Genomic DNA, 20,580 nt, shown 5'->3' with positions numbered 1-20,580 from the left:
GGACAGCTTTTTTTCTTTATACTCGCAGAAACTTGCGGATGGAAGTCAGACTTCCCCATACTCCAATCACTGCGCCGATTGCAACCAGCACTAAGGAAACTTGGAATACAAATGGGTTATAAGGAAGAAGAGAGACAAATGACCCTTGAACTTTCGGAACAACCCATCCGATGACGTATTGATAAGTGCTCAGCACCAATGCGATCGGAATCACTGAGCCGAATACACCAAGCAGCAATCCTTCAAGGAAAAACGGCCAGCGGATAAACCAGTTCGTCGCGCCGACAAGCTTCATGATTTCAATTTCTTTTCTTCTTGCGAAAATTGTAATTTTAATGGTATTTGAAATTAAGAACATCGCCGTAAATACCAAGCCGATAATTAACGCGATTCCGATGTTGCGGGAAACGCCAACCACTTTAAACAAACGACTGACCTCTTCTTTTCCGTAAGTGACTTTATAGACATGATCCATTTTTTCAATCTTTTTAGCCACGTTCGGCGTATCATGCGGATCTGTCGTTTTGATGACAAACGCATCATTAAGCGGGTTTTCCTGATCCTGCATTGTGAGGGATTCTCCGCTGTCACCAAAGCTGTCAACCAGCTGGTCAAGCTCTTTTTCTTTTGATGAAAAGGTGACGCTCTGAATGCCCTTCAGTTCTTTAATATCGTTCTGCAGCTTGTCCTGCGCCTTCTGATCTGCAGTCAGATCAACCAAAACTTTGATTTCGACTTGTTTTTCAGCATTCGAAGCCATGTTATTCAAATTCAGCATAATCACTAAAAACACGCCGACTAAAATCAGCGTAACGGTTACAGCACTAATGGATGCAAACGTCATCCATGTGTTTCTCCCGAGAGATTTAAAACTCTCACGCAAGTGGCGCCCGAGAATTTTAATCATATGAACCATACTCCCCTCTTGACTCATCACGCACAATGATACCATCTTCGATTGCAATGACACGTTTCTTAATGGTGTTTACGATTTCTTTATTATGTGTCGCCATCACGACTGTTGTCCCGCGGTTATTAATTTCCTCGAGCGTCTTCATGACTTCCCAGGACGTATCCGGATCAAGGTTTCCTGTAGGTTCATCAGCAATGACAACATCAGGGTTGTTCACAATTGATCTGGCAATAGATACACGCTGCTGTTCCCCGCCTGAAAGCGTGTCAGGAAATTGTCTCGCTTTATGTTTCAGCTGCACGAGATCAAGCACTTCAAGCACCCGTTTCTTAATGACAGACGGCTGTTCTCCAATCACTTCAAGGGCAAACGCCACATTTTCAAAAACAGTAAGTTTCGGCAGAAGCTTAAAATCCTGAAAGACAACACCTATTTTACGGCGCACGAATGGAATCTCTTTTTCTTTAATGGTAGCGAGATCTTTATGATTAATTAAAATTTGTCCTTTTGTCGGTTTTTCTTCTCTGTATATCATTTTAATAAAAGTAGATTTACCCGCTCCGCTCGGACCGACAACATAAACAAACTCGCCGGGATGAATGGCAACAGAAACCCCATTGAGCGCTTTTACGCCGTTCGGATAGGCTTTATATACTTCTTTCATCTCTATCATGAAATCACCTAATCTTTAATATCATTTTTATCTATCACACGGTCATACTCTTCGAATGCATTCGACAATTTATGACTCATTCATTTGTAAAAAGACGAAAAATCTGAAAGTTTCATTTTTCAATACACTTCATTATACGTCAAATTTAGACATAATACTATTACAGTTTCTTTTCATTCAGTTTTGTCATGGCATAAAAAAATCCTTGCCTGCACTGAGGCAAAGATTTTCTCAACTTACTTTTTTTCTGACAGCCATTTGGCAATAACAGCGGCTTCGTTATCATCTACAAGCCCCTTCGGCATATTGCCGCGTCCGTTTTTAATAATGCTTTCAATTTTGTCTTCGTCGTATTTGCCTCCGACCTCTTGGAGATTAGGCCCTGACATACCTTCTAAATCCTTGCCGTGGCAGCCTACGCAACTTTGCTGATATAATTCTTCCCCTTCAGATGCAGAGGCTTCAGTCTTGCTGCCGGTGTCTGTCTTCTCTTCTTTTGCATCATTTGAACCGCAGGCAGCCAACAGAACAGAAAGCGCAAATACAAGCATTAGTATCGTTAACTTTGATTTCATGTTGAGAAGCACAACTCCTTTACGATCTCTTCCATATTATAACCTCGTTTAAGCGCGTTTGAAACCCTCGCCCAGTACCTCACTTGCATCCGCCACAATCACAAAAGCTGACTCATCAATCTGTTTGACGATTTGTTTCAATTTGGTGAATTCAGTTTGCCCAACTACGCACATTAAAATCGGACGGTCATCGTCAGTATATCCGCCGACCGCGGAAATTCTCGTCACGCCTCTGTCAATCTTCTGTAAAACGGCTTCCTTGACTGCCTGCTCCTGCTTTGTAATAATGAGCGCCATTTTCGAACGATTAAAGCCGACTTGAACGACATCAATTGTTTTGCTGGACACAAAGACGCCAAGCATAGCATATAAGCCTTGCTCAATATTAAATACGATCATAGCCGTAACGACAATCAATCCGTCAATGATGGCAAGGCACGTTCCCAATGACAGACCGGAGTACTTATGAATGATCTGCGCAGCCAAGGCCGTTCCTCCCGTCGACCCTTTCCCTAAATACACAATGCCAATTCCGACACCGATACCGACGCCGCCAAAAATCGCCGCTAAGAGCTCATGATGGGTGGCGGGCTGAATATCTCTTGTCAAAAACACAACAAGCGGCAAAAAAACAGAACCCGCAAGCGTCTTAAGCCCAAATTTTCCGCCGAGTAAAATGACACCGGCAATAAATAAAGGAATATTAATAATCCACTGTACATACGCTGCTTCAAAACCATACGACTGCAAAATCGTGCTGATTCCGCTGACACCGCCGGCAGCAATCTTGTTTGGAAGCAAAAATACATTAAAGGACACACCTGTAATCGCTGCTCCTATCAGTATGTATACATAATCCCGTAAAACCCGAAGTGTTTGATTCCGATCCATTGTATATCCTCCGTTTCTTCCAATGCTCTCCGATAGCATTTTAATCCTTCCCTGACCAGATGTAAATAACACCCAAATAAAGTGGTAATATGCTAAAGCATCAGTGGAATCAAGGATATGAAAGAATGAAAAAACACACCTGCGTACATCAGGTGTGTTTTTCTGCTTATGAAAGCTTAGAACGCAGGTAGGCATCAATAAATGTATCAATGTCTCCGTCCATTACCGCTTGAACGTTCCCCATTTCTGTATTGGTGCGATGGTCTTTTACCATAGAATACGGATGGAATACGTAAGAGCGGATTTGGCTGCCCCAGCCGATTTCTTTTTGTTCACCGCGAATTTCATCCAGCTCTGCCTGCTGTTCTTCAATTCTGCGCTGATACAGCTTGGCCTTCAGCATTTTCATGGCTCTTTCACGGTTTTTAATTTGTGAGCGCTCCGTTTGGCACGTCACAACCACATTCGTCGGCAAGTGAGTAATCCGAACGGCTGAATCGGTCGTATTGACGTGCTGTCCGCCCGCTCCGCTTGCGCGATACGTATCAACTTTAATATCCTCCGTACGGATATCAATATCGATCTCATCGTTAAATTCAGGCATGATTTCACATGAAACGAAAGACGTGTGGCGGCGGCCTGATGAATCAAACGGCGAAATCCGCACGAGACGATGGACGCCTTTTTCTGCTTTGAGATAACCGTAAGCGTTGTGTCCTTTAATCAGTAATGTGACTGATTTAATTCCCGCCTCATCACCTGGAAGGTAATCGAGCGTTTCCACCTTAAAGCCGCGGCGTTCTCCCCATCTGGTATACATTCTAAGAAGCATAGAGCCCCAGTCCTGTGACTCTGTACCGCCAGCACCAGGGTGCAATTCTAAAATCGCGTTATTTTTATCATACGGCTCACTGAGAAGAAGCTGAAGCTCAAACTCATTGAACTCTTTTGTTAATGATTTTAGTTCTTTTTCAAGCTCAAGCTGCAGGTCTGGATCCGGCTCTTCTTTCAATAGATCATGAGTCATTTGCAATTCCTCATGGGAGTCACTCAATTTTTTATATGAATTGACATAATCCTTTAAACCGTTTGCTTCATTTATGACAGTTTGGGCTTTCTGCTGATCATTCCAGAATTCCGGATCAGACATCTGTTCATCTAGCTCAGCAATGCGGTCCTCCTTTGATTCGAGGTCAAAGAGACCCCCTAAAGTCCGCTAAACGAGAAGCCATATTTTCGAGCTCTGCTCTGATTTCTGATAATTCCATTCCATTCACCTCATTAAAAGATCCGCAGGCGCCTGCTGGCGCCGCGGTCAGTAACCTTGCCCGAACGAACTATTCAGCCCGGCCGCAGCAATTTTTATATTTTTTTCCGCTTCCGCAGTGGCATGGGGCATTTCGGCCGATATCAACCACTTTGCGAACCGGTGCTTTTTTTGCTTTTTTGTTATCGTCGCCTTCTTGCTGCTGATGAGCCGTTGTCTGGCCCTGTACAACCTCTTCACGCTCCAGATTGTTTTCAATCTCAGCTTTCATCACAAATTTTGCGACCTCGTCCTCGATCGATTCAATCATATGCTCAAACATCGCAAAGCCTTCCATTTGATACTCACGAAGCGGATTTGTCTGCGCGTAAGCTCGAAGGTGAATCCCTTGGCGAAGCTGATCCATTGCGTCGATGTGATCCATCCATTTTGAATCAACGGCGCGAAGGACGATGACTTTTTCGAATTCACGCATTTGCTCTTCGCCGAATTTCTCTTCTTTTTCATTATATTTGGTCATGATGCGATCCATAATGAGCTCATGCATTTCATCCGGCTCTTTCCCGAAGATATCGCTCTTCTCGAGCTTGCCTTCATCAAGATAAGTCGTGTTGACAAGCTCAACAAGACCGTCAAGCTTCCACTCCTCAGGAAGCTCTTCTCTTGGCGTATAGGCTGCAATTGCACGTTCGAGAGAAGACTTGATCATATTCTCAACGATTTCACGCAGGTTTTCAGAGTCAATGACTTCAAAGCGTTGCTTATAAATGACCTCACGCTGCTGGCGGAGAACGTCATCATATTGCAGGAGCTGTTTACGTGAATCGAAGTTATTGCCTTCGACGCGTTTTTGTGACGATTCAACCGCGCGGGATACCATTTTACTTTGAATTGGAGTAGAGTCGTCCATGCCGAAACGGTCAAGCATCGCCATTGTCCGCTCAGCTCCGAATCTGCGCATCAATTCATCTTCCATAGAAAGATAAAATTGGGTAATCCCCGGGTCTCCCTGACGTCCAGAGCGCCCTCGCAGCTGATTGTCAATCCGGCGTGATTCATGTCGTTCCGTTCCGACAACAGCAAGGCCGCCAAGCTCTTTTACGCCTTCGCCAAGCTTAATGTCCGTTCCGCGCCCCGCCATGTTTGTCGCAATTGTAATGGCTCCTTTTTGACCGGCCTCTTCAATAATCTGAGCTTCACGTTCATGGTTTTTGGCGTTTAACACTTGATGCGGAATTCCTTTGTTTTTGAGCAGCTTAGAAATCAGTTCAGACGTTTCAACCGCAACCGTACCGACAAGAACAGGCTGTCCCGTCATGTAACGCTGTGCGACATCCTCCGCAACCGCCTTAAACTTTCCTTCCATCGAACGGTAAATTAAATCCGGACGGTCGTCACGGACAACAGGCTTGTTAGTAGGGATCGTGACAACCTGCATGTTATAGATGTTGCGGAATTCTTCTTCCTCTGTCTTAGCCGTACCTGTCATACCGGCAAGTTTCTCATACATCCGGAAGTAGTTTTGGAACGTAATTGTCGCCAAGGTCATGCTTTCGTTCTGAATTTCAAGCCCTTCCTTCGCTTCAATCGCTTGGTGAAGACCTTCGCTGTAGCGGCGGCCTTTCATCAGGCGCCCCGTAAACGAATCAACAATAACAACCTGATCGTCTTCCACAACGTAGTCAACGTCCTTCTGCATCGCAGCGTGTGCTTTTAGGGACTGGTTGATATGGTGGTTGAGCGCGACATGTTTCACATCAAACAAGTTATCAATGCCGAACGCTTTTTCCGCCTTCGTCATTCCTTCCTCAGTCAGCTGTACACCTTTTGTTTTGATATCATACGTATAATCCTTCTCTGCTTTTAACGTGCGGACAAAAGCATTTGCCTGTACGTACAGCTTAGTGGATTTTGCAGCTTGTCCAGAAATGATAAGCGGCGTTCTCGCTTCATCAATTAAAATAGAGTCAACTTCATCTATTACCGCAAAATGAAGCGGGCGCTGAACCATCTGCTCTTTATAAAGAACCATATTGTCACGCAAATAGTCGAAGCCAAGTTCGTTGTTTGTGGAGTAAGTAATGTCTGCGGCATAAGCTTCCCGCTTTTCGTCTTTTGACAATGAGTTTAAATTCAATCCGACGGTCAAACCGAGAAACTCGAAAATTTCCCCCATTTGCTCAGCATCACGGCTCGCCAAGTATTCGTTGACAGTCACGATGTGCACGCCTTTACCTGTTAACGCATTTAAATAAACAGGCAGAGTAGACGTTAACGTTTTCCCTTCCCCTGTTTTCATTTCCGCGATATTTCCGTCATGAAGCGCCACGCCCCCCATGAGCTGGACTTTGAACGGAAACATGCCGGTTACGCGGCGCGAAGCTTCCCGAACAACGGCGAATGCTTCAACAAGAAGATCATCGGTTGTCGCCCCTTTTTCAAGGCGCTCTTTAAATTCAATCGTTTTATGTTTCAGATCATCGTCAGAGAGATTTTCATAGTCTCCGCGAATCGCATCAATATCGTTAGCTACTTTTTCGTATCTATTCAGCGTACGTTTTGTTGGATCAAACATTTTATTTAAAATTCCAAGCATTTATAACGCTCCTCTATCTTCACATGCCTGATTTGCAGGCATGTATAAATAATTTACTAGCCCATGTATACCTCTCATTATCATATCATACCTTGTGTTATTTCCAAAGAATTTGCAAATAAGAAAAAACAAAAACCTTCCGTGTAGATCACGGAAGGCTGCGCTTCATTATTCAGTCGGTTCAATCAAGCCATATTTCCCATCATTTCTGCGGTATACAACATTTGTAAGGTTTGTTTCTGCATTGGTGAAAACAAAGAAATTATGGCCGAGCATATTCATTTGCAAGATCGCTTCTTCACTATCCATCGGCTTTAAATTAAAGCGTTTCTGACGGACAATGTCCAAGCTATCCTCATCTTCTATTTCATCCTGAACCGCAATATCTGTATCAGAGCCGAGACCATTCGCTAATAGATATTTCGGAGGGCCCTGCTCACGGAATTTGCGGTTTACTTTCGTTTTATGCTTACGGATTTGACGTTCCAGTTTGTTTGTTGCGAGATCAATTGCGTTGTACATATCCTCGTTATGCACCTCGGACCGAAGCGCCAGATCTGTCATCGGAATTGTAACCTCAACTTTAGACTCCTTGTCATTGTAAAACTTCAAGTTGACGTTCACATCGGCATTCACGTTATGGTCAAAATAACGCTCCAGCTTGCCGATCTTCTTCTCGACATGATCCTTCAACGCGGGTGTCACTTCAATATTTTCTCCTCTGATGTTATAGTTCATCAAAGAACGCCTCCCTTTTATTAAGGATATGTATCTATTTCTCCTTTACCCTTCACAATTCCTGCTGAAACGTAAACATTTTGTGAAAATTCAGTGAACTTTGTCGAATTGTGTTTTATATGCTGTTGTTATTGGCGGTTCGGAGGTATATGTATATGTTGATTGTAAGAAACAAATACCTCACGCTCGCCTAATTGATTACAAAGGGCTCCATACATTGATGAATGGACAGCATCCATTGTCTATAGTGACTCAGAAAATGTTCTTTTAAATACTCGCAAAACTCTTGAGAGGGAAAAGAGAAAGAAACCAATTGGTCAAACTCCGCAAAAATTTCGTCAAATGCTTTAATACATAATTCAGCACACCCGGTATTCATAATAAAAAGAAGTGTTGAATGTGTTGAATCCAAATAAAAAAAGGCTTGGATCAGATCTTGGTAGATCCGATCCCCTTCTGTTTTTGATAAATTTTGTTCAGCCTCTATCAAATAACACAGCCCTTCCTCAATGGTAAAAAGAAGATGATAATAAGCTGATAAAAGCGTATAATCTTCAATGCTCTTCACGGCACTCACCTATTTACGCTTGTCATAATATCTGCCGTCAATCGTAATGTTGTTATAAGGGTTTAAATACGTCGTATGCATCGCGCGTTTTCTTTTTACCTGCTGAAGCTCGCCTGCAATTGACTGCTTCAGTCTTTCCATTTCCTTTACAATAAGCTGATCCCATGTCAGGACAAGCCTCATCTGCTTTTGTTCCTCTTCTGAAAGCGGCAGAGATATCTTCTGAATAAGTTCAGACCGTTCAGCCACAAAGTCTTCAATCTGCGCTAAAAGTTCATCGCTTTCGGGCGTATCTTGTATGTGTGACAGCATACTCTTCGTCTCAGTGTATAGTCGATCTATGTTATTCATGCCATCCCGCCTGATCCGTGCCGATCCTTCCGTTCACTTTGAATGGCTTGCTTCCATGCATCTCGAAAATCTGTTACATAGCCTTCAACCTCAGCCAGCATGCTCGTATCACTTTTGATATTTGCCTCTACCAGTCTTCGATACATGTAATCGTACATCGCACCCATGGAATCGGAAAGCTCTATGTTACGGTTCAGTGTATAATTTAATTCCTGAATGATATTTTGCGCTTTAATCAGATTTTCATTTTTACGTTCCATATCATCGTTCTCAATGGCCTGGGATGCAAGTCTTATAAATTTCAAACAGCCATTATACAGCATAAGCGTCAGTTCACCGGGTGTAGCGGTATTCACTGAATTTTGCTGATAAGCTGTATAAGGATTTTGGATCGCCATGTGTCATCCTCCAAATTACTTTTATTGTACAAGAAGCTGTGATAAATAGGACGATTGTTCGTTCATTTTTTGAATCGCAGACTCCATTGCACTGAATTTTGTATAATAACGGTTTTCAACGGTATTCAATCGGTCCTGCATTTTAGTGATATCAGTGCTGATCGTGTTTAAATTTTTACCGATTGTGTAGTCACTGGTTCCCATTGTCGAGTTTCCGGCTTTTGCTTCAATGCTTTTCACTGTGCTTTTCAGTGTGTCACCGATGCGTTTCATAATTCCTTTTTCACTATAGGCACTGCTGTTGGTCCCGTTTGTAAATAAAGCGGCAACACTTTGCGGATCTTCTTGTATTTTTGCCTTTAGTTTTGTTTCATCAATCTCTAAATGTCCCCGCAATTGATAAGCACTTGAGGTTGTGATGCCAAATTCAGTCAATTGATGCGTTTTTCCATCCACTGTTACTTGAGAGTAAAAATCAGTTCTCATTTGGTTCGTACCCGTGCTTATACTAGTATCATTTCTCAGTAAACCGCTTTTTGCCTTCTCTTCCCAGAGTTCTACCTCTTTATCGGACATTGCTTCTTTTTGTTCACTCGTCAGCGGAGTATAGTCTCTGTATTTTTCTTCGTGCAGCTTTTCATTCAGGCTGTCAACCAATTCATTGTATTTATCTACAAACTCTTTAATTTGGTTATAAATTCCGTCAACATCAGTAGAAACAGATGTAGTAACAGGGCCTGTGGTTGCTGTTGTATTTTTGAGCGAGTAGGTAACACCGTTAACCGTAAAGTTGTTTGTCAGCTTCTCCATTTCAAAGCCATCGATTGTGACTTTTGCATTTGTTCCTTCTTTGTAAGCAGTGAGCTTATTATCTGCGTCTAAAGAAAAACCAAGCTGGCCGGACATAAAGTCGGCAGTAGCAGAATCTGCAGCCTGTATGCTGCCTCCTGCGCCTGTTGCTTTTGAAGAAAACGCAATCGTTTCTACATACTCGGTACCATTCCAAATTTTATCTTTAAAGGCTGATACTCCGAGATCGGAGGTGTTAATTTTAGAAATCACATTATCAATCGTATCAGCGCTCGTCACACTGATGTTGACGGTTTTTGCCGTTGTCTCGCCAGGCGCAACAACGTTAAACGCCAAATTATAGTCGCCTTGTGTGTATCCCGCATAATTATCGGCCTTATACGTTGCCGCCGTTGCCAAGCTTGCCACTTCAACCGTAGAAGAAGAGTTTGGCGCGGTTGCGCTTCCTGTAGCAGTTAACACAGACTCATTGGAGCTTGTCACTGTTTTGCTCTGATACGTACTCGGATATGTCAGCGTATTTTTAGACATATAATCTTGCAATTCTTTTATTTTTGTATTTACTTCACGATAGCTGTCACGCTGCCATTCAAGCGTCTGCTTTTTTTGCGTCAGCCTGTCAAGCGGCGCTCTTTCTGTCTGCATTAGCTTTGAGACGATATCATCTATATCCATTCCTGACGCCAAACCTGTTATTCTCATGACCATTTCAAACACTCCTCATCTACTTTTTTTCATCTACAAATAACCCAAGAAATTCAGTCATAGCCGCATAAAAATCAAGCCACTGTTTCGGCGGAATTTCGCGGATGACTTCATTTGTAGAGTCCTCTATTACCTTTACGTAGTATTCATTTAACTTTTCGTGGAGCTCAAACTTCAGGTGAACTTGCGAAGGTTCCAAACGCTTGTTCATTTCCCCTACCATTTCAGCGAGATGGGTATATGAAACTTGCTGAACAGGAACCTCACCCTCATGATCTTTTTGATTATGTATTTGAGTATCATAACGATCCCAAACAGGTTGTAACGTAGTGAGCCTTTCAATGTTCAATTGATCATCCCCTATGCCCCAATCTACCGTTTATATCGACTGAGTAGAGAGAAGATTACACATATTTTTGGAAAAAAACTCATCCGTTTTAGATTTCTTGTTTGGATATATCTTTATCAAGTTAGCGGAGAATCCGATTATTATATCATGAGTTGACGATATATAGCAGGGGAACCATTCGGGGGTCAAACATATAAAAAAGGACCCGGCAACGCCAAGGTCCTTTTTAAAATTAACGTAACAATTGAAGTACGTTTTGCGGCTGTTGGTTCGCTTGAGCAAGCATCGCTTGAGAAGCTTGAGAAAGAATGTTGTTCTTTGTGAACTCGCTCATCTCTTTCGCCATGTCAACGTCACGGATACGAGACTCAGCAGCTGTTAAGTTTTCACCAGAAGCGCCTAAGTTGTTGATTGTGTGCTCTAGACGGTTTTGTACCGCACCAAGTTTTGCACGTTGGTTCGATACACTTTTAATAGCATCGTCAACTGATTGTAATGCAGGGTCAAATGTTGCTGCAGTCCCATCAAATGCAGTTACATCCAATCCGTTCACTCCAAGATCCGAAGCTTTCATACTTTCAATATTTACACTTAATTGCTGACCGCCGTTAGCTCCAATTTGGAATGTAAGATTAGCAGTACCATTAGCAAAAGAACCGTCTAATAGGTTTTTACCGTTAAATTGTGTACGGTCTGCAATCCCTTTACTTCCAGCTTCTCCACCGATCTCTTCAATCAGAGAGTCAATCTCATCTTGAATTGCTTGAAGATCTTCAGTTTGTTGTGTACCTGTGTTTCCTGCTTGAACAGTAAGTTCACGCATACGTTGAAGGATGGCATGAGTTTCAGTCAATGCACCTTCAGCTGTTTGGATAAGAGAGATTCCGTCTTGAGAGTTTTTAGAAGCCATTTCTAAACCTCTGATTTGTCCTCTCATTTTTTCAGAGATCGCAAGACCTGCTGCGTCATCTCCCGCACGGTTAATACGAAGACCTGAAGAAAGCTTTTCCATGTTCTTCTGGCTCGCACTGTTGTTTGAAGACAAACGGTTCAGTGTGTTAAGTGCTGCGATATTGTGGTTAATTCTCATTGTTATGTTCCTCCCTGAATATGTTGTTAAGGCACGTCCTTGTGCCTCATTTTTTATAACTGGCGGAGTCTTTTGCGTCTCCTCCCGGCTACATCATTAATATCGGATTGTCTCTGATATTGTTAATAGAAAAATAAAAAATCCTCACTTTTTTTGTGAGGATAATGCGGAGATCATATCGCTCGATAACGCTGCCGCACGGTTGTTTTCTTCCTGGATGGTCAAGTATATTTCTTTCCTGTGAATATCAATATGCTTTGGGGCGTCAATTCCCAGCTTCACTTGATCACCTTCAACCGAAATGACTTTCACTTCAATATCAGCACCTATTTGAATCGCTTCGTTTATTTTCCGCGATAAAACTAGCATGATTGCCCTCCAATCGGATGCTTTGTCGTATATGAGGAGTCGTGTAAAACGACTTGCTTAGCCTTCATGTTCTTGCGATTCACAATAATGGGAGCCAATAAATTGGCAGTCGATTTTTCGAACGGCTCAGCCATGGTCAATATGGTCATGACTTCCACGTCTTCAATGTTATCAATAGCCAAAAGTTCGGCGGTTGATGCATCAAGGTCAAATTCATAGTTCTTAAAAAAGATGAACGGACTGACAACGATGAACGCAAGATTTTCTGAAATGACGGACTGCAGCGCCACGAATGGAGAGTCTTCTGACAGCGGAAGAATAACGAACTGTTTTTCTTCTAAAAAGCCTGGAATCCCGCTTTCAAAAAGAATAATTTGTTCTTCTTTTACGTTCATTTGGCCATGGTACTTCGTTTGAATGATCATTGTTCACGATCCTTTTCTGTTTACTTTTCGGATGATTCTTTCGGGTATTCTACATCTATTTTTAAATCAGGGTATTGCAGCATGTCAACCTTAACGTTCCCCGGCGTATAATCCACAATTGGCTTATTCGGTTCAGCCTGAATGACAGGCTTTTGCGGCGTAATCTGAATATCAAGCTGTGACGGGGTATATTGTATTTTCACTCTTGAAAGAGACGGGGCATAATGTTCGCCTAATTGAATTTGTTGCATTTCAGAGTTCCTCTTTGCTTGTAAAGCAATTGGGTTCCCTTTGTTTTCAATCCTCATAAGCTCGTCTCCTTCTTTTACAGTTCGGGCTATTCCCGCCATTACATCCTCATGCCCTTGTTGGGCGGCTTCTTCAATTCTTTTGAAAATATGTTTTCTGTCTAATTCTTCCCATGCTTGCGTTTGGTCAATCGTGAGTTTTCCTGGCGTCACCGATATTTCCATTTCCGCGCTTGGCTGTTCGATCTCAAGATCGGCTTGCGGCTGCTCCATTTTTAAGGTGGCAGGCGTTGTTGTTAAACCAATTTTTCCGTGAACATTTTGCATAATCAATCTGGGAATTTGCATCACTCTACCTCCTGAACTATAAAAAAAGCGAACTCCAGAGAGCCGCTTACTTTAAAAAGTCAATCAATGTAGGCTGAACAATTTGCGCATTTACAGCAAGGGTAGCCCTATGCACGCTTTGCTGCGCAATAAATTCTGTTATTACTTTTTCCAGTTCTACATCTTCATTATCAGACAACACTTTTGTAGATGTTTCTTCTTGAGCTGAAAGCCTAGTATTAATCAGTTCAAGACGATTGTATCTTGCTCCAAGATCAGAACGTTCAGCGCTCATGCCATTAGAAAATTGATCAATATCATCTAAAACGCTGTCCATGCCATCGAGTGAACCTGAACTAAGTGCTTGCTCAAATGAGTCAAGCATTTCAAATACATTTTGTCCGCTTTCAGAAGTGCCCCCAAAAGCTGACTTTGGATCTGAATTCACTTTTAAATTCATATTATTTGATATATTGACAACAACATCAGCAGTATCGGAAATGGTATAAGTTCCGTCTCCATTATCAGTAACCGGTGGCTTGTCTGAATTTGTTCCGTTAAAGATATATCTGCCGTTAACTTGTGTATTCGCAATTTTTAAAAGCTGTTCCTTTAACTGCTTTACTTCTACACCAATCGCTTGCCGCTCATCTTCACCATTTGTGTCATTTTTAGCCTGAATAGCTAAATCTTTGACTTTCGATAAAATGTCAATTCCTTCAGTAATGTTTGTTTCTGTGTTTTCAAGCCAGGTAAAAGCTTGAGAAGCATTACTTTGATATTGCTGAACCTGAGATAATTGCGTATGGTATTTTAAGCTCTTCATAGCTACGACAGGATCGTCAGAAGCTTTTGAGATTTTTTTCCCTGAAGAAATCTGTGATTGAAGTTTATCCAGCTTCGAGTAGCTTGAACCGATATATCTCAATGAGTTTTGCTGAATCATGCCTTGTGTTACTCTCATTTGATCTACCTACCTTCCTCCGACACCCATGCCGTTAATCACTTTATCAAGGATTTCGTCTTGTAAAGTCACCATTCTCGCGGCAGCATTGTATGCGTGTTGGAATTGAATCATATTCGTCATTTCTTCGTCTAAAGAAACTGCGCTCATTTGCTGACGGTTGATGTCGGCGTCGTTAAGCTGTGTTTCAGTATTAGACGCGAGCCGATTAGCTTCTTGCGCTTTAATTCCAAGCTCGCCAATCAGTCCTGCATAATAATCCAGCACACTTGTTTTTGTGCCATTAATAGTAATATCGCCAGTTAAAACATTCGCTAACTTTGTTGCATTTGCATTGTCATTGGCTGATCCAGTTAGTGAGAAAGCAATGTTCGCGCCTTTTGAATCTAATATGCTGTCAGCAATTTTAATCTTGCCTGCTGCTCCTTTTGCCGGCTCAGACTCACCTCCGGTAAAATCAAAAAAGTCCCCGCCTTGCTCGCCGCTTTTGGTTAAACCATTTCTGTGCACTTCATTGAAAGCTTTTGCGAATTCAAGCACCATATGATCAAGGTCAGAAAGCATATCCGGATATACGCCCTTTTCTTCGCCGCCTGCTGTTACATATCCGTAAGACTCTATAAATCCTAAAAGGGATCCCTTACTGCTGAATGACTCAGCCTGTACAGCAGCGCCTCCGATTGAAATACTTGATACTAAACCCGTTTCATTATCATAATTGGCTGCAAGTTCTGAAACCTCATAATTCTTACCGTCCAAAACAGTTCCCAGCGACTGTTTATTTTTATCGAGGATTTCAATTGATACAGTTCCTTCAGCAGAAGCAAGTGCATTCCCGCCTGATTTGTTATAGCTGAATTTGATATCAACCATTGAGGATAATTTATCGATCAGCAAATCCCGCTGGTCATATAAACCATTCGGAAGAAGCCCGACCGGCTCCACTTGCGCAATTTGCTTATTTAAACTGTTTAATTGAGAAAGCAGAGAATTGACATCTAATACAGTAGTATCTAGCTCCGCTTTTAAGTTTGATTGGACATTTGTAAGTGATTCAGAAAGATAATTAAACGTTTCTGCTAAAGCTTTTCCTTTTTCAGCAACAACAGAACGCGCGCTGTCTTCGTTTGTATTGTTTGATAACTCCTGAAGGGAATTCCAAAACGAATTGAGCACACTGTTTAAGCCGCTTTCATCCGTCTCATTTAAGATGCCTTCCATTTGGGACAAAGCTTTGGCCTTGGTGTCGTAGTAACCGGCACTGTTGTTTTGAAGACGGTATTGGTAGTCAAGAAAGATATCTCTTATTCTCTCAACTGACTTGCCTTGAACACCCGTTCCCATTTGTCCCGCGGTTTTTTCTGCGTTTTTTGATACAGCAGGAAAATAGTCAGTTGCTTCCAATGAGACCCGCTGTCTTGTATAACCGTCTGTATTGGCATTTGCCACGTTATTTGCAGTAGTGCTTAACGCTGCCTGCTGAGCGCTTAACGCCCGCCTTGCAGTTTCAAGCCCCATAAAGGTAGATGTCATGTTCTGAATTCCTTTCTGCTAAGCTTTTGAATCAAATAGTTTCATTCGGCTGCTTTTCGGAAGCTCAGCTTTAATTGATTTGCTGTAATTGAAGTTATTTTCCTTAGGAACCAGCATATCGTACGAAATTGAAATGAATTGCAGCGCGTCTCTCGTCAGCTGCCTATTCATCTCATTCACTTCCTTCAGACGTCCGATAGCGTTAGAAAGAGACTCATATAGTTGTTCCAGCTCTTCCTTTTCACTGCCTGAAGTTTTGGCGATACATGCGGAAATGGTGTTGTTTTCACTGTATCCGAGAAAGGCGGAAGTTGCTTTGATCCGGTCATCTTCTGTCTGTCCGATTGCTTGTATATATTTTTGCTCTTTTGTCAAAATGTTAGAAAGCTCTTTTGTTTTGCCGGCCTTGAGCGCTTCCGTCTTTTCCTGAGACAGCGTGAGCAGGTGCTCATGCAGAACGCAAAGTCGCTTCAATTGGTCAATAATTGGCTTTGCTGACATGGGCTTTCTCCTTTTTATTGCTTTTTATAAAAATTAACAATATTTTTCGCTATATGATTTGCGTCCACTTTGTATGACCCGTTTTCAATTTGCGCTTTAAGCTGCGCAATTTTTTCCTGGCGGGAACCAGTGACTGCATCAGATGCATTTTGCATTTCTTTAGCCTGTGATGAAATTTCAATTTTATCTTTAGGCTGTGCAGCAGTTTTTTGCACCGCTTGCTTTTCATAATTTTTTTGGTATGGATTAACGGATTGTGTTCCAAATTGATTGATTTTCATAGGATTCCTCTCGCTTTCCGTTGCAGTCTTTAAACAATCTAACCCTTTTATCGACTGCGGTTTCAGTTAGTTTAGGGAATCAGCTGTTTTTGGTATTATAGGCATAGTACGTGTCTTTTTTACTATTTTCCCTCTCGGTTTTCAGGGTATCCTCATGGTCCAAATGATCCATCTGAGCCTTTATATCTGACTGACAAGCCTTGCAGAATTTGCCTTCCCGAATCGATGTCCCGCACCTCTCACATGGGTATGCCAAATTAGGAAGATGAGTGATTTGAATCCGTTTCTGACTGATGAATTTTAATATCAGCTCTTCTTCTACACCTGTTTCCTCTGTTATGTGGTTCAAAGTTGATTGCCGGTTTTCCTGTTTCCTTAAAAACTTATATACAATCTCAAATGACTTTTCTTCTTCTTTAATACACGCCTGACATATGGTTTGCAGCTTTGTTTTTAAAAATAAAGCATTGCATTTTGGACAATTCGCCAGTTCTCCCATCTTTTTTTCTCCTTATCGATAATATATCTGTTAATTTCTAGTGATTATATCGGCATAAAAACAGAATCATTTAGCTTCTGATCAAGGTAAAAGATGCCACTGAACCGGCTTTTCCTTTCTCTAATAAACAGCGGGCTGCAAAATGCAAGGTAGCGCCTGTTGTATAAAGATCGTCTATTAAAATGATATTCATACCTTCAACTGAGTTATTTTTTGTATCAAAAATACGTTCTGAAAGAAGGCGTTCTTTTTTCTTTTTCTTAGACTGTTTCTCATTATTCAAGCGGATGAGGGCATGGCGGATAGGCTGGTCTAAGCATTCTGCGAGGAGCTGTGCCTGGTTAAATCCACGCTCTTTTTCCCGTTCCTTGCTCAACGGAATAGGAACGAGAACAACATGCTTATCGGGGTAAACCTCTGAGAAAGTTGAAGAGAAATCACATTTAAACGCATTTATGATTGCTGCATCTCCTCGAAATTTAAAACGGGAGAGTGTTTCTTTCATCATATCATTATATGTGTAAACTGAACGGTTTTGGCGCAGCAGCAAGCTGTCACTGACCCTTGATTTCCACGCCTCGCAATCCCTGCATAGCGCACGAATGGATTGAGGCCTGCCGCACAGTGAGCAGATATGCCCTGTGATTTTCTTTAATTTGCTTGTGCAGGAATGACAGACCTTTTCGTCAGGCTTTAATAAAAAAAGAGCTCTCCATGTAACAGCTTGAGAAAATTGCGAATCGCATAATAGACAGATCAGTTTATGAATTCCTCCTCCTGCTTCGTTTGGCATAAATCGTTTGGACTTTCTGATACCACAGCAGCAGATTCAGCCAAAATCACAAGCATAGCCGTGTTTTTTTGTTTATCTACCAGCTCAGCTTTCGTATATGCGATCTTTTTAAGATCAGTGACATAGGATGGTCTTACTTTATTTAAAGAAAGTGCCAACACATCGTTTTTGCATACTTGGCAAGTACAGGTCATATGAAGCTGGTCCATATATCGGTCGAGCAGTTCTTTCATTACGATTTCTTTGGAATTGACAAGCATTTTTACAGCTCCTCATCATCGGTTATATGAGTATACTGTACCATGTTTTCAAATAATAACTAGTCTGTTCTTTCATTTTTTGCCGCCAAAGCATTCATTTCTTTTATATGCTTTTTTGCATCCAGCATGCTCTTTGTTTTTCCGTAGTGAAAGAAAATAACGTCGCCGTTCGCGTGTTCTTTATGCCGGCCGGTTCTTCCTGCGATTTGCACAAGTGCGCTTTCCGTAAAGATAGGCGATTCGGCCCCTAATATCCCTGTTTGTACCTTGGGGACAGTGACACCTCTTTCTAATATTGTTGTTGTGATTAAAAGATCAAACTGACCGTCTCTAAATTGCTTTACTTTTTCTTTTCTGTCCTTATCTTCCGCATGAACAGACGCTGTTCGGCAATGAACATCTTTAAAGCAGGCAGCTGCCTTTTCCAAAACAGAAACGGAGGGAACAAATAAAAACACAGACCTCCCTTCTTTCACATGAAACGCTATCCATCTTTTTACCGCTGGCGGAATTTTGTTTTGGTTTAATTTCTTTTTCCAATTTCCGCACCATAGAAAGCGCGGTTCTGGCAAAGGTTTCTGGTGGTGTCTTGCTGGAATGCGAACTGAATGCAGCTGTCCGTTCAGTGTTTTTCTTTTTAATTCTTTAGAGGGTGTTGCACTTAAATAAACAAGGGTGCTGTTTTTCTTTTTAGCTTTTTGAACAGCGAATTGAAGAGTTTGATCAGCGGAATACGGAAAAGCATCAACTTCATCAACGATGATAACATCAAACGCGTCTTTATATCGCAAAAGCTGATGTGTGGTGGAAATCATAAGCGGAGATAAACACCCTTTGTCCTCGCCGCCTCCGTAAAGTGCCGCAATGTCAGCGCCCTGAAAGGCGGCCTTGAGTCTCGGAGCAAGCTCTAATACAACATCGGTTCGGGGTGTTGCAATACATACTCGCAATCCTTCATTTAACGCTGATTCTATACCGGGGAATAACATCTCTGTTTTGCCAGCGCCGCAAACCGCCCAGATGAGAAGCTCTTCTTTTTTTGATATTGCTTCAATTAAGACATTGGCAGCTTTTTGCTGTCCGCTTGAGAGCTTGCCATTCCAAGTCAGCTTGATAGGCTTCCAATGGGATTCATCTTCCTCTTTCCATGAATATAAAAGCACATCCTCGCTCACTCTGCCCATCATGACACAGGAACGGCAATACAGCTGCTTCTTTCCAGATGAGTAATAAAAAGAAAAATACCGCTGATCATTTTGGCCGCACCTATTACACCTATACTCCCGTTTATTTTTGGATATAGAGTATTGAGCGCCGATATAGCCGTTCTTGATATGCCATTCAATCTTCTCATCGGAAAAGGGGAGTTCAGTTCTGAGCAAATGACGGCCTTGGAGCGTCTGCTGTAATTCTTTTGAGAAAGTAATGTTCTTTTCATCTGGCACAACCAGCATAGCACCGCCTCCTTTCGAGACAGTATGCCTGAATGGAAATTTTCTGTCAAGCTGTGAAAATAAGAATATAAAAAAATCTCCGCTGCTAAAACGGAGATTTTACGTTATTGAAAACACCAGCAAATTCCCAGCGCGCCCTCACCCAAATGAGTGCCGATTACCGCGCCAAAATAACTATTATAAAATTCAACATGAGGGTATTTCGCAGAAAGCTCTTCAATGATTTTCGCTGCTTCTTCTTCTCGATTAGCGTGAATAACCGCAGCACGCATAGGCAATCCTTTACTCGCATCTTCGTCTAAAAGCTCATAAATTCGTGAAATTGCTTTTTTACGTGTGCGAATCTTCTCAAAAGGCACAATTACCTCATTGTCAAAGTGAAGAATAGGCTTTACCTTTAGAAGACTCCCAATAAAGGCTTGGGCGCTGCTTAATCGTCCGCCCCGCTGAAGATGCGCTAAATCATCTACCATAAAATACGCCCGAACTGTCTTTTTCATTTCTTCCAGTTCTTTTATGATATCTTCCGGTGATGAGGCTCCATTTTTGATCAATTCAGCAGCTTTAAGAGCATAAAAGCCTTGAGCCAAACAGCTGATCTCTGAGTCAAATGGATACACTATAACATTGTCAACCATTGCGTCTGCCGCTGCCGCACTGCTGAATGTTCCGCTGATCCCGCTGGAAAGATGGATACTGATGACCGCATCATAAGACTTGCCAAGCTCTTCATACAAAGCAGCCAGTTCGCCGATTGGCGGCTGAGAAGTCGTCGGAAGCTCAGTATGTTTCTTTACTTCCTCGTAAAAGCTTTTCCAGTCCAATTCGATTTCTTCACGATAAGTTTCCTCCCCAAACACAACCTGGAGTGGGATCATATGTATTTGATGTTGTTCACGTATTTCTTTCGGGATATATGCTGTGCTGTCTGTTACGACTGCAATATTCATAGCTTCGATACCTGCCTTATTGCTTTATAACTCTATTGTAAGCGAAACGGCA

At 42.1% G+C, this 20,580-nt stretch carries 25 protein-coding genes; all 25 read right to left on the bottom strand.

The window, feature by feature from the left end; genetic code table 11:
* Positions 1–16 precede the first annotated feature (16 nt).
* Positions 17–907, bottom strand: a complete 891-nt coding sequence (gene ftsX, locus ACY3LV_RS12830) for a permease-like cell division protein FtsX (protein WP_333560977.1) — start codon at positions 905–907, stop codon at positions 17–19.
* The gene (ftsE, locus tag ACY3LV_RS12825; RefSeq protein ID WP_148962643.1) at positions 900–1,586 is read right to left on the bottom strand and encodes a cell division ATP-binding protein FtsE; all 687 of its coding nucleotides are present in this window, start codon (positions 1,584–1,586) and stop codon (positions 900–902) included. Before ftsE ends, ftsX begins: the two co-directional genes overlap by 8 nt.
* Positions 1,587–1,822: 236 nt before the next feature.
* Positions 1,823–2,161 (bottom strand): cytochrome c551, encoded by a 339-nt coding sequence (cccB, locus tag ACY3LV_RS12820; protein ID WP_333560978.1) that lies wholly within the window; start codon positions 2,159–2,161, stop codon positions 1,823–1,825.
* Between the two features lie 48 nt (positions 2,162–2,209).
* Positions 2,210–3,052: a YitT family protein gene (locus tag ACY3LV_RS12815; RefSeq protein ID WP_394715200.1), complete on the bottom strand. Its 843-nt coding sequence runs from the start codon at positions 3,050–3,052 to the stop codon at positions 2,210–2,212.
* Positions 3,053–3,218: 166 nt separating this feature from the next.
* Positions 3,219–4,320 (bottom strand): peptide chain release factor 2 gene (prfB, locus tag ACY3LV_RS12810; protein WP_333560980.1). Its coding sequence is split into 2 segments (ribosomal slippage): positions 3,219–4,247 and positions 4,249–4,320, totalling 1,101 coding nucleotides; the frame shifts between segments, so codons are not numbered across the junction.
* A gap of 69 nt (positions 4,321–4,389) precedes the next feature.
* Positions 4,390–6,915 carry a preprotein translocase subunit SecA gene (gene secA / locus ACY3LV_RS12805; protein WP_087991543.1) on the bottom strand — a complete coding sequence of 842 codons (2,526 nt, stop codon included), beginning with the start codon at positions 6,913–6,915 and terminating at the stop codon, positions 4,390–4,392.
* 168 nt (positions 6,916–7,083) lie between these two features.
* The gene (gene hpf, locus ACY3LV_RS12800; RefSeq protein WP_148962640.1) at positions 7,084–7,653 is read right to left on the bottom strand and encodes a ribosome hibernation promotion factor; all 570 of its coding nucleotides are present in this window, start codon (positions 7,651–7,653) and stop codon (positions 7,084–7,086) included.
* 190 nt (positions 7,654–7,843) lie between these two features.
* A complete protein-coding gene (locus ACY3LV_RS12795; RefSeq protein ID WP_464863909.1) occupies positions 7,844–8,221 on the bottom strand; it encodes a DUF8042 domain-containing protein in 378 nt (125 codons plus the stop codon).
* A gap of 9 nt (positions 8,222–8,230) precedes the next feature.
* A complete protein-coding gene (gene fliT / locus ACY3LV_RS12790; RefSeq protein WP_333560982.1) occupies positions 8,231–8,572 on the bottom strand; it encodes a flagellar protein FliT in 342 nt (113 codons plus the stop codon).
* The gene (gene fliS / locus ACY3LV_RS12785) at positions 8,569–8,970 is read right to left on the bottom strand and encodes a flagellar export chaperone FliS (RefSeq protein ID WP_148962637.1); all 402 of its coding nucleotides are present in this window, start codon (positions 8,968–8,970) and stop codon (positions 8,569–8,571) included. Before fliS ends, fliT begins: the two co-directional genes overlap by 4 nt.
* Before the next feature lie 21 nt (positions 8,971–8,991).
* Positions 8,992–10,488, bottom strand: coding sequence for a flagellar hook-associated protein 2 (locus tag ACY3LV_RS12780; RefSeq protein WP_464863908.1), 1,497 nt, complete (start codon positions 10,486–10,488; stop codon positions 8,992–8,994).
* Positions 10,489–10,504: 16 nt separating this feature from the next.
* Complete coding sequence (gene flaG, locus ACY3LV_RS12775; RefSeq protein WP_148962635.1) at positions 10,505–10,834, bottom strand: flagellar protein FlaG; 330 nt, start codon at positions 10,832–10,834, stop codon at positions 10,505–10,507.
* Positions 10,835–11,066: 232 nt separating this feature from the next.
* Positions 11,067–11,924 carry a flagellin Hag gene (gene hag / locus ACY3LV_RS12770; protein ID WP_148962634.1) on the bottom strand — a complete coding sequence of 286 codons (858 nt, stop codon included), beginning with the start codon at positions 11,922–11,924 and terminating at the stop codon, positions 11,067–11,069.
* Positions 11,925–12,068: 144 nt separating this feature from the next.
* Positions 12,069–12,293 carry a carbon storage regulator CsrA gene (gene csrA / locus ACY3LV_RS12765; protein WP_148962633.1) on the bottom strand — a complete coding sequence of 75 codons (225 nt, stop codon included), beginning with the start codon at positions 12,291–12,293 and terminating at the stop codon, positions 12,069–12,071.
* A complete protein-coding gene (gene fliW, locus ACY3LV_RS12760) occupies positions 12,287–12,718 on the bottom strand; it encodes a flagellar assembly protein FliW (RefSeq protein WP_148962632.1) in 432 nt (143 codons plus the stop codon). The genes csrA and fliW overlap by 7 nt, the downstream gene beginning before the upstream one ends.
* Before the next feature lie 20 nt (positions 12,719–12,738).
* Positions 12,739–13,314, bottom strand: coding sequence for a DUF6470 family protein (locus ACY3LV_RS12755; RefSeq protein WP_333560985.1), 576 nt, complete (start codon positions 13,312–13,314; stop codon positions 12,739–12,741).
* A 46-nt stretch (positions 13,315–13,360) separates the two neighbouring features.
* Entirely contained in the window at positions 13,361–14,257 is an 897-nt protein-coding gene (gene flgL / locus ACY3LV_RS12750) for a flagellar hook-associated protein FlgL (RefSeq protein ID WP_148962630.1), read from the bottom strand.
* Positions 14,258–14,266: 9 nt separating this feature from the next.
* On the bottom strand, positions 14,267–15,790 hold the full coding sequence (gene flgK, locus ACY3LV_RS12745; RefSeq protein ID WP_464863907.1) for a flagellar hook-associated protein FlgK: 1,524 nt from the start codon (positions 15,788–15,790) through the stop codon (positions 14,267–14,269).
* Positions 15,791–15,808: 18 nt separating this feature from the next.
* Complete coding sequence (gene flgN, locus ACY3LV_RS12740; protein WP_010328773.1) at positions 15,809–16,291, bottom strand: flagellar protein FlgN; 483 nt, start codon at positions 16,289–16,291, stop codon at positions 15,809–15,811.
* A gap of 14 nt (positions 16,292–16,305) precedes the next feature.
* Positions 16,306–16,572 (bottom strand): flagellar biosynthesis anti-sigma factor FlgM, encoded by a 267-nt coding sequence (flgM, locus tag ACY3LV_RS12735; protein ID WP_087991557.1) that lies wholly within the window; start codon positions 16,570–16,572, stop codon positions 16,306–16,308.
* Between the two features lie 79 nt (positions 16,573–16,651).
* Positions 16,652–17,071 (bottom strand): TIGR03826 family flagellar region protein, encoded by a 420-nt coding sequence (locus ACY3LV_RS12730; RefSeq protein ID WP_148962628.1) that lies wholly within the window; start codon positions 17,069–17,071, stop codon positions 16,652–16,654.
* A 70-nt stretch (positions 17,072–17,141) separates the two neighbouring features.
* Positions 17,142–17,864 (bottom strand): phosphoribosyltransferase family protein, encoded by a 723-nt coding sequence (locus tag ACY3LV_RS12725; RefSeq protein ID WP_464863906.1) that lies wholly within the window; start codon positions 17,862–17,864, stop codon positions 17,142–17,144.
* On the bottom strand, positions 17,828–18,124 hold the full coding sequence (gene comFB / locus ACY3LV_RS12720; protein ID WP_087991559.1) for a late competence protein ComFB: 297 nt from the start codon (positions 18,122–18,124) through the stop codon (positions 17,828–17,830). The genes ACY3LV_RS12725 and comFB overlap by 37 nt, the downstream gene beginning before the upstream one ends.
* 59 nt (positions 18,125–18,183) lie before the next feature.
* Positions 18,184–19,575: an ATP-dependent helicase ComFA gene (gene comFA / locus ACY3LV_RS12715; protein ID WP_464863975.1), complete on the bottom strand. Its 1,392-nt coding sequence runs from the start codon at positions 19,573–19,575 to the stop codon at positions 18,184–18,186.
* A gap of 107 nt (positions 19,576–19,682) precedes the next feature.
* On the bottom strand, positions 19,683–20,528 hold the full coding sequence (locus tag ACY3LV_RS12710) for a DegV family protein (RefSeq protein ID WP_148962625.1): 846 nt from the start codon (positions 20,526–20,528) through the stop codon (positions 19,683–19,685).
* Between the last annotated feature and the right edge of the window lie 52 nt (positions 20,529–20,580).

The organism is Bacillus sp. 11C (assembly GCF_055486375.1).
The sequence above is the reverse complement of the archived record's forward strand: the minus strand, read 5'-3'. Positions and strand labels throughout refer to the sequence as shown.